Annotated in this window: 13 protein-coding genes; 2 read left to right on the top strand and 11 right to left on the bottom strand. The window is 36.0% G+C overall.

The genetic code is table 11. From position 1 onward, the window contains the following. Positions 1-691: 691 nt before the first annotated feature. From ACXAGS_RS06915 to rpsF, 5 genes are all read right to left on the bottom strand, one after another. A complete protein-coding gene (locus tag ACXAGS_RS06915; RefSeq protein WP_474905701.1) occupies positions 692-1,420 on the bottom strand; it encodes a hypothetical protein in 729 nt (242 codons plus the stop codon). 531 nt (positions 1,421-1,951) lie between these two features. Next, a complete protein-coding gene (locus tag ACXAGS_RS06920; protein WP_474905702.1) occupies positions 1,952-5,095 on the bottom strand; it encodes a TonB-dependent receptor in 3,144 nt (1,047 codons plus the stop codon). A 101-nt stretch (positions 5,096-5,196) separates the two neighbouring features. Next, positions 5,197-5,649, bottom strand: coding sequence for a 50S ribosomal protein L9 (gene rplI, locus ACXAGS_RS06925; protein WP_474905704.1), 453 nt, complete (start codon positions 5,647-5,649; stop codon positions 5,197-5,199). Between the two features lie 11 nt (positions 5,650-5,660). Next, positions 5,661-5,957 (bottom strand): 30S ribosomal protein S18, encoded by a 297-nt coding sequence (rpsR, locus tag ACXAGS_RS06930; RefSeq protein ID WP_010517958.1) that lies wholly within the window; start codon positions 5,955-5,957, stop codon positions 5,661-5,663. A gap of 4 nt (positions 5,958-5,961) precedes the next feature. Further along, on the bottom strand, positions 5,962-6,300 hold the full coding sequence (gene rpsF, locus ACXAGS_RS06935; RefSeq protein ID WP_010517957.1) for a 30S ribosomal protein S6: 339 nt from the start codon (positions 6,298-6,300) through the stop codon (positions 5,962-5,964). Positions 6,301-6,536: 236 nt separating this feature from the next. Here rpsF and ACXAGS_RS06940 point away from each other — a divergent pair, with 236 nt between their 5' ends. Continuing rightward, positions 6,537-7,229: a LytR/AlgR family response regulator transcription factor gene (locus ACXAGS_RS06940; protein ID WP_010517956.1), complete on the top strand. Its 693-nt coding sequence runs from the start codon at positions 6,537-6,539 to the stop codon at positions 7,227-7,229. A gap of 3 nt (positions 7,230-7,232) precedes the next feature. On the opposite strand, the gene priA is transcribed toward ACXAGS_RS06940, so the two are convergent. The 4 genes from priA to nadC are packed head-to-tail and all read right to left on the bottom strand — an operon-like array spanning position 7,233 to position 11,958. Further along, positions 7,233-9,689 carry a replication restart helicase PriA gene (gene priA, locus ACXAGS_RS06945; protein WP_474905707.1) on the bottom strand — a complete coding sequence of 819 codons (2,457 nt, stop codon included), beginning with the start codon at positions 9,687-9,689 and terminating at the stop codon, positions 7,233-7,235. Positions 9,690-9,698: 9 nt separating this feature from the next. After that, on the bottom strand, positions 9,699-10,127 hold the full coding sequence (locus ACXAGS_RS06950; protein ID WP_474905709.1) for a DUF2147 domain-containing protein: 429 nt from the start codon (positions 10,125-10,127) through the stop codon (positions 9,699-9,701). Then, positions 10,120-11,100 carry a YihY/virulence factor BrkB family protein gene (locus ACXAGS_RS06955; protein WP_474905710.1) on the bottom strand — a complete coding sequence of 327 codons (981 nt, stop codon included), beginning with the start codon at positions 11,098-11,100 and terminating at the stop codon, positions 10,120-10,122. Before ACXAGS_RS06955 ends, ACXAGS_RS06950 begins: the two co-directional genes overlap by 8 nt. Beyond that, the gene (nadC, locus tag ACXAGS_RS06960) at positions 11,101-11,958 is read right to left on the bottom strand and encodes a carboxylating nicotinate-nucleotide diphosphorylase (protein ID WP_474905712.1); all 858 of its coding nucleotides are present in this window, start codon (positions 11,956-11,958) and stop codon (positions 11,101-11,103) included. A 90-nt stretch (positions 11,959-12,048) separates the two neighbouring features. Between nadC and rlmH the strand changes: the two genes are divergently transcribed. Next, entirely contained in the window at positions 12,049-12,522 is a 474-nt protein-coding gene (gene rlmH, locus ACXAGS_RS06965; RefSeq protein ID WP_474905714.1) for a 23S rRNA (pseudouridine(1915)-N(3))-methyltransferase RlmH, read from the top strand. Here the strand turns inward: rlmH and ACXAGS_RS06970 are convergent. Then, the gene (locus tag ACXAGS_RS06970; RefSeq protein WP_474905716.1) at positions 12,485-13,384 is read right to left on the bottom strand and encodes a hypothetical protein; all 900 of its coding nucleotides are present in this window, start codon (positions 13,382-13,384) and stop codon (positions 12,485-12,487) included. The genes rlmH and ACXAGS_RS06970 overlap by 38 nt on opposite strands. A gap of 125 nt (positions 13,385-13,509) precedes the next feature. After that, positions 13,510-15,402 carry a phosphoglycerate dehydrogenase gene (gene serA / locus ACXAGS_RS06975; protein ID WP_474905717.1) on the bottom strand — a complete coding sequence of 631 codons (1,893 nt, stop codon included), beginning with the start codon at positions 15,400-15,402 and terminating at the stop codon, positions 13,510-13,512. Positions 15,403-15,427 lie beyond the last annotated feature (25 nt).

Below are 15,427 nucleotides of genomic sequence, written 5' to 3' on the forward strand. Positions count from 1 at the left end.
CGGGAACTTTTACAGTTGATGCTATAAATATAAACGTTTCCTTAACATTTATAGAAAGTTTTCGATGAATTGATATCGGCAATAACCTTTTTGCATAAGTATTAAAGATATAGTATACAGAAAGCCACTTAATTTCTGACTTATATTTTAATCAATTTTCTTAGGTATTTTCCACAGGGGTTCTTTTTGAATACAACATAAGTGTTTCTTTACCTAGAATTGGATTGAAATTAATCTGTACGGCGCTAGTTTGCAACTAGTGGCCCCACAAGATTGGATAGCGAACAATTATTATAGAAACCCAACTTCATCTATTTAAATTTATTTCTTTTTGAAAGTGCTACGTAATTAAAAGTATTACAAACCAAAAACGCTGCTATTTGTATTGAAATGACGTCATACATTTCTTTAAAACAAGATGCTCGAATAAGTTCAGCATGACGAATAAAGACAATTATTTCTACTTTATACTTTCTACTTCTTAGTAGATTTCTCAGAAATAGCTACGTTATTCCTATCGAAATGACGCCATATATTTGTTTAATACAAGATGCTGAAACAAGTTCAGTATGACCAATATAGACGGCACTTTGTACTTTCTACTTAGTACTTTCTAATCCATTTTACCAGAAGTTATAGTAGTGCCACAAATAATAAAGACCATTTGAGATTATTTACCGCAGCAGCACAGCTACTGCGGAGCGGGGGTAGAAGAGGATTGACTTTTAAAATACTCTTCAATTTTCCTCACATCATTAAGGACATAGTCATTTCCTTCAAAAAACAGCTTTATTCTTTTCAATAGCAAATTGGTATCTTCTCTTTTCAAAAGGTATGATACCACAACACCGCTCAAAACCTCCCTTTTACCATAGCCTTTTTTAAGCTCTTTCTGCTTTTCATCTATCTTTATTGATGCATCGTCTACTTTTAATACCCTATCATTGATGTACTCGTGTATTCCTTCCAAAGAACTTAGTTTTTCAATAAAAGGTAGGCCAATTAATTCCATGAATTGAATATGATCAGATGCAATAGGTTCAATATCTGTATTAATTTCTACTCGATAGTAATAGGATTTCCCGTCTGCTCCGTGATCGTTTACAAAAGGAGATTCAAAATCTTTAAATCCAAACTCATTTGCAAAGTCCAAATCTAACACCCTAATTATGGTATTGTTTTTCAAAGACTTTGGGAAAATGATTGATAACACGTTTGATATTTCTTTGTTTTCAAGGGTGATACTCGGTCTAAAGACAAGTGAGCCTACACCCTTACTCGTTTCTCCCCAGAAAATCGAAAAGTCATTTTTTAAAAACTTTGAAAGACCTTTTTTGAGCTTAAATCCTCTATTGATATAGAAACTTGAAATAGCGCCTAAGACCTTTTCATTTATCTCTTGACTTAGCTTTTTATCCAAAATTTTAATTTTTAATTGTTACCACTGACTTAACAGTAGTCTGCCCGGCATCCGCTCCGCAGTAGCTGTGCTGCTGCGGCAGAAAACATAAAAGTAAGTAATCAGAGGTAATATAAAACAAAACAGCTTAGTTACTTCGTAACCCCCGCTGGCGCTAGTTTGTAACTAGTGCCCACAGGAGTGATAAGAGAATAATTATTCCAAAAATCCAACATCATCTATTTCTAACACGGTATGGTCATTAGCAAAGTTTCTAGCACTACTATATTTCCAATCTTCTGGATGTAATACAAAGCCAGCTTCTACTGGGTTACCGTGAATATAATCTATTTTTTGTTTTAGAACGCTTCGCTTGCTCTAGTTTGCAACTGGTGGCCCCACAAGATTGGATAGCGAACAATTATTATAGAAACCCAACTTCATCTATTTAAATTTATTTCTTTTTGAAAGTGCTACGTAATTAAAAGTATTACAAACAAAAACCCCTAACCTTTCGGTTAGGGGTTTTTATATAATATAAAACTAGTTGGTTTAGTTAAATATATATCTAACTCCAAACTGTGCTTGCCATCTGGAAATTAAGCTACTATCAAAATTAAACGTTTCCGTAAGGTTTTGATCAAAAGTATAAGTTGGATTGTTGTTATCGTCTACAGAAACACCCAATACCTGTTGGTTGTTTGGTATCTGAACCACACCCCAATCTGAACTAATTAAATTTCCTATGTTCAACACATCTAAACTCAATTGGATAGTATTTTTTTCTGCTATTTTTATGTCTTGTAGAATTTTTAAATCCCACTTTCCTCGCCACGGGGCCATAGCTCCGTAACGCTCTGCATACGTACCACGATTATCACTTAAATAATCATCTTGTTGTATAAATGCCTCAAAAGCTTCCGCTTGCCCCGGACCGCTAAAGTTCATCTGGTTTACTTCTGAAGCAGTTGGTATGTACAATAAATCGTTTATTCCTGATCCGTCTCCATTAATGTCGCCTCCATATATGTAATTATATCTACCGCCTTTAGCATATTCAAAGAATGTGGAGATAGTTGTTCCCGTTTTAAACACCTTAGAAATAACACCAATAAAACGGTGGGTATCCCCATACCTAGAATAGGACAATACATCATCGTTAACATTGCCAGAAATTGCATTGGCTACAAAAGCGTCACTAGTTATTTCTGCTTCAATGGAATTTACATCTTTGCTATTTAAATAACTATAAGAAACCATAGTATACAAACCGTTGGTGAAGTTTTTCTGAGCCTTTAAAGAAGCATTCCAGATACGACCTTTATCAGAATTAGAGAATACAAAAGGACCTGCACCCAAACCTTGATTATTAAGTTGGTTTTCCGAAGTGTAAATAGGCCTGTTATCTACTCCATTTAAGGTAGCGGTAGGATTAGTAAGACCCCAATGCTGTACATGTGGACCATTAATATCTTTAGTGTAAGACACATCTGCAGTTAAGGTTAAACCATTATCAAACGCCTTATCTACACCAATATTTGTTCTCCATACTTGTGGAAATTGGTAATCTGGGTCTACCGCTTGTAAGAAGAATAAGTCTGGGTTAGCAATTTGGTTACCTAACCAAACAAAAGGAAAACGACCCGTAAAAATACCAGAACCACCTCTTAATTGTAAAGACTGGTCACCGTTAACATCATAATTAAACCCTAATCTTGGAGACAATAACCATTTATTGGTTGGCATTAAGGTGTTATCTATAGTTACCGTCTCTTGGGTATTTGGATTAAACCATGGATAATCTGGCACTACAAAACCTCTGTCTATAACATCTTGTGCTTTCTCTGCAGAATCAAAAAACAATGGCTTATCAAAACGAATACCATATGTTAGCTTAAAGTTCTCCGTAGCATTCCACTCGTCTTGTAAATAAAATGCCATTTGACCTACATTGGTCTCTGCCAATCCCCAACCACCAGGTACACCTTCACCTAGGGCATTACTAGAATTGTTTCTTGCAATTGCAGCGTCAAAAGCTTCTTGGTAAAATGAAACCAAACTTGCTTCATTGGCTGGGTCTCTAAAATCTGCTATAGAACCTGTAGGGAAAAAGGTACCTTGGGCACCATATGCACCTAGGTTAAAAGAGTTATCAAACTGAAATTTCTCAAAAGAAAAACCAACGGTAAAAGTATGGTCTCCCTTAAAAAAGTTTAGATTATTAGTTAGTTGAAATACCTTTTGATCCAACCTATTGTTTATTGAAAAAGGCTCATGACCAGCAATTATATAATTTGAACTGCCACTTTCGTCTAACAACGTTATAGCCGGAGCAGGAGTAGAAAGTGGATTTCTATAATCGTCAAAATGCGTATAACCTACCTGTAACTTGTTAATGGCCTCATTAGACAAGGTAGAGTTTAATTCTACTTGTACCGAACGAATTTCATTGTTTATTTCATAACCCGCATTTTCAAACTGAAGTGTAGCTAAACTTGGACCTCTAAAGCCTAATGCCGTTGGGTGTGCCGGTTTTTCCTTGGATGCGTTTAAAAAGTTATAGATTACCGCTAAGCGGTTGTTCTCATTTATATTCCAATCTAATTTAAAAATACCCTTGGTAGATTCTTGATCATAATTAAAACCTTGGTACCTACCTGGATTGTAAAATTGCCCGTCTCCAATAGAAACTTGGCGCAGAATGTTATCTACCAAAGCAAAATCAGAAGCTAGTACCCTTGATTCGTTTATGGCTCCCGTACCGGTGTTAGGCACAAATCCTGAACCTAAATCCGTTCTATCGTCTTTCTCAATATTTACAAAGAAGAACAATTTATTTTTTACAATAGGTCCTCCAATACTTACACCATACTGGGTTTGGCTCAAATCTGCTTTAAATACATCGTCCCCTTTTATCTTACCACCGGTCATGTCTTCATTTCTATAGAAACCATATACAGAGGCATATAATTCATTGGTACCACTTTTGGTTACCGCGTTTACAGAAGCACCTGTAAAACCAGATTGGGTAACATCATAAGGAGCGGTTGTTACCTGTATTTGATCAATAGCATCTATAGAAATAGGGTTTGATCCGGTTTGGCCACCTGGCTGGGCAGCATCTAACCCAAAGGGGTTATTAAAAATTGCACCATCCAAAGAGAAGTTATTGAACTGATCGTTACGACCACCAAATGAACCATTACTAGCGGTTGGCTCTAATCTTGTAAAATCGTTAGTTGACCTAGAAATAGTTGGTAAGCGCTGGAGTTCTCGTCTACCTACATTGGTTTCCGAACCTGTACGGTCGCTACCAAATGTACCTGATTGATCGGACACAACAACTACCTCTTCTAATTGCTGGCTATCCTCTGCTAATTGTACATCTAGATTAAATGTTTTACCTAAAGAAAGGAATACATCATTTCTAGATTGAGATTTAAAGCCAATGTAAGAAAAAGTAACCTCGTAAGGGCCACCTACACGTAAATTCAATAAATTGAATCTACCCTCTTCATTGGTAATGGCACCATAAGTGGTACCCGTTGGCGTATGTACTGCAATTACATTAGCACCTAGCAAAGGTGCGTCTAAATCATCAGTAACAGTACCCCTGATGTTAGATGTGGTTACTTGGGAAATTGCAGACACAAAGGTTAGCAAAAATAATACTCCCGTGAGTAAGGCTTTTTTCATCTTGTTTTTGTTAAGTAAAGTTTAATTTTTTGCGAATATAGTGCAAAAAAAAAGAGCTATGCACGCATAGCTCTTTTAACTTATTAACTTAAGATGTTGATTTATTTTGCCTCTGCTACAACTTCAAAAGGAAAATCAACCACCACTTCTCTGTGTAATCTTATTACCGCATTGTAAGGACCGGTTCTTTTAACGGCACCACCTTGGATATTGATGAATTTTTTATCAATACTATGTCCTTGTTTAGACAATGCGTCTGCTAAGTCTATATTGGTAACGGATCCAAATAATTTGTCTCCTGCTCCTACTTTAGCAGCTATCTTCACTTCTAGCTCTTTAAGGCTATCTGCTACTTTTTGTGCTTCGTCTATAACTTTTTTCTCTTTATGTGCTCTTTGTCTTAGATTTTCTTCTAAAACTTTAATAGCAGAAGGAGTAGCTAAAGTTGCCATTCCTTGTGGGATCAAAAAGTTTCTACCGTAACCTGGCTTAACAGTTACCACATCATCCTTGAAGCCTAAATCTTGTACGTCTTGTTTTAATATCAATTCCATGCTTCAAATTTTTATTTTAACATATCGCCTACATATGGCATCAATGCCAAATGACGTGCTCTCTTTACAGCCTGAGCCACTTTTCTTTGGTATTTTAAGGAAGTACCGGTAAGTCTTCTAGGCAATAATTTACCTTGCTCATTTACCAACTTCATTAAAAAATCAGCATCTTTATAATCTATATACTTGATACCTGATTTTTTGAAACGACAGTATTTTTTTTGCTTACTGGTCTCAATATTCAACGGAGTCAAATACCTGATTTCTCCGTCTTTCTTTGATTTTGCTTGTTGTTCTATTGATGACATGGTCTTAAGCGCTTGTTTTTAGTTTTGTTCTTCTTTTCTCTGCCCAAGCAATTGCATGCTTGTCTAACCTTACGGTTAAGAAACGCATAACGCGCTCATCTCTTCTAAACTCCAACTCAAAAGGCTCAATAGCTTCTCCTGGAGCAGTAAACTCAAACAAATGGTAAAAACCACTTTTCTTGTGTTGAATTGGGTAAGCCAATTTTTTAAGGCCCCAATTTTCTTTAGCGACCATTTTGGCCCCATTTTTGATTAAGAAATCTTCGAATTTCTTAACTGTTTCCTCTATCTGTGTTTCAGACAGAACGGGATTCAAAATGAAAACAGTTTCGTAATGATTCATAAATATGTTTTTAAGGAGCGCAAAAGTAATCATTCTTAATCCTTTACACAAGAAAAAAAGAAAAACATCGTTTTACCATTAAATAAGTTATCAACAATAAAAAACCAATATTAAACCTACATCGTGCTTAATACGAATTACACAACAGAATATGCCATGTTTACATCTTTTGTTGCACTTTATCGAGTGGATATTGTAATTTGCCGATGATTTAAACCCCACAAATCACTCCATTTATGAAACTTAGATGTATAATCGTAGATGACTCCTCCATGCAGCGGATGGCCGTGGCCAAGTTGGTTAACAACCATCCCCACCTAGCATTGGTAGCAGAGTACAGCAACGCAATCGAAGCCAAGAACGGCTTAAAAAATCATGAGGTAGACCTTATTTTCCTTGATGTAGAAATGCCTATTATCAGCGGATTTGACCTATTGGAAGCTTTGGAAAACCCACCTCAGGTAATTTTAATAACCGGTAAACCAGATTATGCGCTAAAAGCGTTTGATTATGATGTAACCGATTATTTGCACAAACCTATTACGTTAGCACGTTTTGAAGCTTCTGTTAAAAGAGCTGTTACCAAATACGAGCAACTTAACCGTACAGAAGAAGATGAGGAGCACATCTTTGTGAAAAGTAATCTTAAAAAACGTAAGGTTATATTAAATGATATAAAATGGATTGAAGCTTTGGGCGACTATATTAAATTAGTTACCGATGAAGCCAATATTGTAATTTTATCTACGATGAAATCTTTTGAAAAGCAATTACCTGCTGATAAATTCTTAAGAATTCATAAATCCTACATCGTGAATTTGGAGAAGATTGAAAAGTTCAACAGTAAAAATGTTGAAGTGGGGGGAAGACAAATTCCATTAAGTAGAAACAAAAAAACCGAACTAGCAGAAGCGTTAGCTAATGTGTAAGCCTTAAATGTGGTCTACATTGTAAACCACTTTAACGCTTCTATACCTACTAATAGCATCAAAAGATTGTTGTATTCTTTTGATGCTTTTTTTTGTGACCTGTACAGCTCCTTTCTTTGGGAATTTTACGATAATATTCTTTAAATATTCATTGCGTATCCTAGCAACTGCAGGATATTCTGGTCCCAAAACCTGACCTGCTATGCTGTTTCTTAAGGAACCGGCAAACCATTCTGCAGCTTCGTTTAACTTATTATAATCCCTGTCTTTTAGTGTAATTTTTAAAATACGTATTGCAGGCGGGTATTTAAACTGTTCTCTCTCATATACCTGTTCCGCAAACATTTTTTCATAATCATACGTAGATACTTGCTGCAATATTTGATGGTATGGATTGTAGGTTTGTATGAGCACGTTACCTCTCTTATGGGTACGCCCTGCCCTACCCGCTACTTGTACCATTAATTGAAAACTTTTTTCATGCGCCCTATAATCTGGGAAATTTAAAAGGGTGTCCGCGTTCATAATTCCTACCAAGCCTACATTCCTAAAATCTAGGCCTTTGGTAATCATTTGCGTACCCACCAGAATATCAATTTCCTTGTTTTCAAACGCGGCAATCAATTTAGCGTATCCGTGCTTACCCCTAGTGGTGTCCAAGTCCATCCTAGCAATATTATGGCTCGGGAAAATCGCTTTTAGCTCTTGTTCTATTTGTTCGGTTCCAAAACCTTTGGTATCCAACGTAGTATTTCCACATGCCTCACATGTTTTGGGCTGTAAAACATAGTAACCACAGTAATGACAACGCATTTGGCCCCTACGTTGATGGTACGTAAGGCTTACGTCGCAATTTGGGCATTGCATGGAATGCCCACAGGTTGTACATTCTACAATTGGTGCAAAACCTCTTCTGTTTTGAAAAAGAATAATTTGTTCTTTTTCTTCCAAGGCAGCTGTCATTTCTTTTATTAAGCGCTCAGAAAAATGACCGTTCATCCTTTTTTTACGAGTAGCCTCTTTTATATCTACTAATTCTATGGATGGCATTAAAACATTACCATACCTGCGTTCAATTTTAGCAAGACCATACTTTCCCTTAATAGCATTAAAATAACTTTCTAAACTTGGTGTTGCACTACCCAATAAGCAATCTGCTTTATGCAATTGGGCCAAAACAATACCTGCGTCTCTTGCATGGTACCGTGGAGCAGGATCAAATTGTTTAAATGAGGTTTCGTGCTCCTCATCTATAACCAATAGACCAAGGTTGGAAAAAGGAAGATACAGCGCGGAACGTGCACCTATAACAACTTGCGCGGCATCTTTTTGGTTTAGAACGTTATTCCATACCTCTACCCTTTCATTACTGTTATATTTTGAATGGTAAACAGCAACTTTGTTGCCAAAATATTTTTTTAACCTATTGATCAATTGTGTTGTAAGTGCTATTTCTGGCAATAAATACAGTACCTGCTGCCCATTTGCTATAGCCTTAGCTATTAATTTTAAGTAAACCTCTGTTTTTCCTGAAGCGGTTACCCCGTACAGCAAACATATCTTTTGTTTACTAAAGATGTCAACTATAGTATTTAGGGCATTTTGCTGTAAATCGTTCAAGGCAACGGTGGCAATATCTTTCTCCTTATCACCAAAAGAAACCCGATCCTCCTCTAGATGATAGAAATCGAATATACCTTTATCTACAAGTGCGCGTATGACTGCTTTAGAAACATTACCCTCTTTTTCTAGCTGATTTTCTTTGATAGGCTTCTTTGTATTACTAGACAACTGAAAATAGCTAAGAATTGCCTGGCTCTGTTTTGGCGCACGGGATAATTGAGCCAGTACGGCTTCTAATTTTTCTTCTGCCTCGTAGGCCGCATTAAGTTTTACGTATTTACTGGTTTTAGGTGTGTATTTTTCTTTGATTTCTTCCTTTAAGGAAATTATATTTTTGGCGACCAAGCGCTGTATTACCGGCAACACTGTTTTCTTACCTAGGAGTGCAACTAAATCCTTAATCTGTAAAGAAGATTGATTGGATAATGCTTCTACCACCAAAAATTCATCGTCATCTAAAAGGGCCTCTTCCAAGTTTTCTATTTGTTTTGGAAGAATAAGTGTTTCGCTTTCCAACAACAACCCACTGGGCAAACCACTACGTACCACCTCTCCTAAGGTACACATGTAATAGGACGAAATCCACTCCCAATGTTGCAATTGTTGTGGTGTTACAACAGGAGCTTCATCCAGAATAGCTTCAATATCTTTTGCTTCATAAGCAGTTGGCTTGTTATTATGTACCGCATAAGCCAAGGCAGTGTATATTTTAGTTTTACCAAACGGAACCGCAACACGCATTCCCTTTTTTAGAAATTCGGCCTCAGCTTCCGTAATGCAGTAGGTAAATAGGCGTTCTACCGGAATTGGCAGAATCACATCCAAGAAAAATCGCATCGTAATTTTTTAATCTTCTACACGCTCCCAGGTCTGCGTTCTATGCAAAAACGCTAAGTAACCCCTAACTTTTAACTTAGATTTATCGTCAGGGTCTAACCAAATCTTGCCTCTAAAAGTCATTCCCTGCTCTGGATCAAATAATCGTTTGCCTTTATAAACCCCTTCATCATCTGCCTCAAAATGGGTTATAATTTCCATACCCAAAATAGGTTTATCTTTTAAATCGCCATCACACTTTTCGCAAACAGCACCTTGTTTATCTTTCTGTAAAACCTTTACAATTTTACCGTAAAGCGCATCGCCCTTCTTATACAATTCTATAATTGCTTTAGAGTTGCCATTGCGGTCATCTATTGTTTTCCATTTACCAACAATCTGCCCATGTGTAAGTAGTGGCAACACCACAACTATTAATAGTCCTATATTTTTAAACATTTTCTTTAGCTCTGTTTACATTTTTTCTTAGTGAGTTTAGCGTAGCATTAAGTTCAAAACCCAACAATAAAATATTAGCGTTTAACCAAATAAAGACCATTAAAATCAAAAGTCCCCCTAATGCTCCATACAATTCATTATAGCGAGCAAATTTCTCTACATAAAACCCAAAAAGGTAGGAGGTTAAGATAAACAAAATAGTGGTTACCAAGGCTCCAACGGAAAAAAAACGGGCATGTCTGCCCTCTACCGTTCCAAAATAGTATAAAATAGCTGTAAATAGATAAGTGAGAACCAAAAAGAAAAATACTTTTCCTAATTGCACACCAAAGGCGTCTCCAGCTTCTACATTGTAACCAAAGCGCCTTCCAAAATATTCACTTGTATATTCTATGATATAAAATTCAAAATATACAAAAGCTACAGCCCCGATAATCAATAATATGGATAATATTATCCCAACCATTAAAGCATATGCATATTGCCTAAAAAAGTTTCGGGTTAACTCTACATGATACGAATTTTCAAAACCACTAAAAATACTATTTACCCCGTTGGCAACTAAAAAGATGCTTAAAAGAAATGCGGAGGAAAGTAACCCTCCTCGTTTCTGGTCTTTTATTTGTTGGTAAATCTCACTAAAATAATCGCCCGTAGCGGTCGGTAAAAAAGATTCTAGGAATAATAAAAATTGCGTGTCAAAATTCTCATTTCCTACACTTACGTACGGAATTAAAAAAGGGACCAAGGTTACCAAAAAGATAAGTAACGGAAATAATGCCATAAACAAGCTAAAGGCAATGGAACCGGCCCTACTACTTAATGCGCCTTTTGCCACCCCTACAATATAAATTTCTGCTAAGTCATAGATAGAAAGTCCTTCAAAACCAGGCAATCTAATTTGCTTTAAGGCTTTGACACCCCAATTTACAATTGGGATTTTTTCTAACTCTTCTTCTATTTCTTTAGACATTTAAACAGCCTTTAAGCTCAAATCCATATTGTAAACAGAATGCGTTAAGGCGCCAGAAGAAATATAATTAACACCACATTCTGCATATTTTCTTATGGTATCTTCATTTATACCCCCAGAAGACTCTGTAAGGCATTTATCTCCAATAAGTGCTACGGCCTTTCTGGTATCTGCATAATTAAAATTATCTAACAGAATTCTGTAGACGCCAGGTGTTTTCAAAATAGTTTGCACTTCTTCTAAATCTCTGGCCTCTACTATAATTTTAAGGTTTCTATTTGTTTGCTCTAAATAAGACAGTGTTTTTTCAATGGCCTGGGTAATGCCACCAGCAAAATCTATATGATTGTCTTTTAACATAATCATATCATACAAAGCAAATCTATGATTTTCACCCCCACCAATTTTAACGGCCCATTTTTCTAAAGCCCTTATACCCGGGGTGGTTTTTCTAGTATCCAATATTTTGGTTTCAGTACCTTTTAAAAGGTCTACGAAAAATGCTGTCTTAGTGGCAATGGCACTCATACGCTGCATGGCGTTTAAGACCAAACGCTCTGCTTTTAAAATATTTTGAGAACTACCACTTACATAGAAAGCAACATCTCCAAACTTTACTTGTGTACCATCTTCTATTAGGGTCTCTACTTCTAAGTTTGGATCTACATAATTAAACACCATTTTAGCAAATGATACGCCCGCTAAAACACCATTGTCCTTTACCAATAACTTAGCCTTACCGGTTGCCGTATCTGGTATACAAGCCAATGAACTATGGTCTCCATCTCCTACATCTTCTCTTATGGCATTACTTATTATATACTCTAACTCTTTTTTAAATTGTTCTTCTGAGATCATGTAAAGGCTTTTGGCTAATTTAAGAAAATTGGCAACCAAAAAAAGTGCTCAGCTACAAATGGTACTTTTGGAAATAATTATATTGTAAAGATGAAAATACAATTACTAGCAATTGGAAAAACCGACAAGAAGGAATTAAACAGCCTTATAGAACACTATACCAATAGATTAAAGCATTATGTGCCTTTTGAATTAATTGTAATACCCGACATAAAAAATGTAAAAAACCTTTCTGAATCTGAACAAAAAAAGAAAGAAGGAGAATTGATTTTGGCCAAACTACAACCTGCAGACCACCTTTGTTTATTAGATGAAAATGGAAAACAGTTTTCTTCGGTTGGGTTTTCAGAGGTACTGCAAAAACGAATGAATAGCGGAATTAAAAACCTAATTTTTGTTATTGGAGGACCTTACGGTTTTAGCCAACCACTCTATGAACGTGCCAATAGTAAGGTTAGTTTATCAAAAATGACCTTTTCTCACCAAATGGTACGCCTTTTTATTACTGAACAAATTTACCGCGCATTTACGATTCTACGGAACGAGCCCTATCATCATCATTAACCTTGTTAGAACTGTTTAAAAGTGCCATAATTTTAGATCCAATAGAAGTGTCGGTATTTTTCGGATTTTTTGTAGCAAAGGCCACGGCCATATTCTCAGAGACCTTATTTAATTCTTCTAGCTCCTCACCAATAAAATGCATGATTTCTTGTCTACGTTCTACGTTCTTTTCTACCTTTAATACAAACTTTAAATCGTTAATATTGCGCATGTGCGAGCTAAAAGCATGTGTATGATGCCAAGCAAGTTTGGTTAATTTTTGTTTGTGGTCCGTAAGCTTTGAAATAATTGGATTCACCACAAAAAATATTTCAAAAAGCAAGATTAAAATGGAAAAGATGGCAAGTTCTAACTCCAATATTTTTAAGGATTGAAATTCTTGTTCCGATTGAATTTGAAATTGCAAGGTAATTTCATCCATGATTTGAACAAAACGATTAACCCGAAACTTAACGTCTGTTTCTGTTAATATTGAAATACCTTCCCTATTAAAAAACTTCGATTTTAGCCATATAAAGTTTGGATGTAAACGCTCAAAACTTGCCTCAATATCTGAATTATCAAGTTGAGGTATATTCAAATTAGGACTTCCACCTTGTAGTAACTTAATAGAAGATTCTATCTTATTGAGCAAATACGTAATTTCACCATAGTTACACTTATTTAAACGACAGGTATAGTATTCTGCCAATAATTTTTGCCCTAACATTCTTTGTTTACCAGAAAGGTTTACCACCTTGGCCCTACCTTGTTCTTTTTTAAAAGCGTACTGGGTAATGGATTGATTTACCACGGTAATAAGTAGTATAGTTATAACCAATAGGTAATATGCTCTAAAACTTTGGTTCCAAGGTTTTTTCATAAAAAAAGCTTAATCATGAGATATTTCTTACAAATTAAGCTTTGAATCTTGTTTAAAAAGAATAATTGTTGCGAACCTTTAAAAAGTAGCCACCAATTTTAAATTACCTGTGGTAGCCCATTTTTTTAATACAGCACCCTAAACTTTAGTGTATGGTTAATTGCCTTTAGTTCTTGGATTACTTCTTTGTTATAGTCTTTATCCAAATCGGTAATTACATAACCAACTTCTGGATCGGTTGATAAGTATTGACCAGAAATATTCATCTCATATTTGGCTAAAATTTCATTGATTTTTGCCATAACACCAGGAACATTTTTATGGGTATGTAAAAAACGATGTGAATTTTGCTGTTTTGGTAATCTTATATTTGGAAAATTAACCGCATCTACGGTAGTACCAGAATTAATGTATTCCATAATCTTGTTGGGCACAAACTCAGCAATATCTTTCTGGGCTTCTTCTGTACTTCCGCCAATGTGTGGGGTTAAAATAACGTTTTCCAATCCGGCCAATTCTGTATAGAACTCGCCGTTACTTCTAGGCTCTTCTGGATAAACATCTACTGCTGCACCACCAATTTTACCGCTTTTAAGCGCTGTTGCCAAGGCAGAAATATCTACCACAAAACCTCTAGAAAGGTTAATTAGCATAGCGCCATCTCGCATTAGACTAATTTCTTTTTCTCCAATAAAATTTTCATTGTCCTTATTGTCATCTATATGCAAGGTAACCACGTCAGATAGCCCCAAAAGTTCTTCAAGAGAATTGCATTTTACGGCATTACCCAAGGCTAATTGATCAGAAACATCATAGTAATACACATGCATGCCTATAGCCTCTGCTAGTACGGAAAGTTGTTTGCCAATATTACCGTAACCCACTATACCCAAGTTTTTACCCCTAACTTCTTGAGAGTTCAGGGCGGTTTTAAACCATTTACCCTGGTGTATTTCTGTACTTCTAGCAAAAATACTTCGTTTAAGCATTATTATTTGTCCTATAGCCAATTCTACCACAGAACGTGTGTTGCTATAAGGTGCATTAAACACTACCACACCCTTTTTCTTAGCTGCGTCCAAATCTATTTGTGTAGTTCCAATACAAAAAGCGCCCACCACCATTAAACGGTCTGCCGCATCCAAAACTTTCTGGGTAACCTGGGTTTTAGAACGTATTCCCAAAACATGTACGCCTTTGATGCGTTCTATTAATTCTTCTTCTGGTAAAGCATTTTTGATTAATTCTACAGAGAATCCTTCTTCAGATAAACGTTCTAGCGCATCTGAATGTACGTTCTCTAATAATAATATTTTAATCCTGTTCTTTGGGTAAGAAACTTTTCTTGGTAAATCGTTCACAAATAAAAATTCGTTTAGGTTAGGTGTTACATAATCGGCATTACTAGCCGCTTTTTCTCTATGTACATTTTCCGTATAGGCAAAAAATTTATCGGCTATGCCAGCTTCTCGCATTACATAGTCGCTATATCCATCTCCTATTACCTGTACTTCGCCCTCTAGATTTAAGTCTTTAAGGCATTGTATCTTTCCGTTGTGGGAAGACAAAACATTGTCTTCATCAAAGCCAACTATATTACCATCCGCATCAAACTTAAAGGTATTGGCATACACACGTTCAGAAGGAATATTCAAATCGGCCACTATAGGGTCTATAAACTCCTTAAATCCGCAAGAAATAACATAAATGTCATCTGAATGGTCATGAAAAAACGAGATATTCTCTTCAATAGATTTAGATAACTTTTTTCTAAGTTCTGCTATCAAAGGCTCCAAATCTGCCTTATTGGCCTTTAACAATTTTATACGGCGCTCCAGTGACTCGGTAAACGAAATATCTCCATCAATACCTAAATTGGTAATCTTCTGAATTTCTTCCAAAACCGCTTCTTTATCAGAACGGTCTTTAAGGGTCATTTCTGCCAAGACATCCAATGCCTCTACCCTAGTAAGGGTACTATCAAAATCAAATACGTATTTTCTTCCTGTTGCTATCATGATAGATTGTCAAAATAGAACTGTA

The organism is Croceivirga sp. ABH4_376, assembly GCF_056160685.1.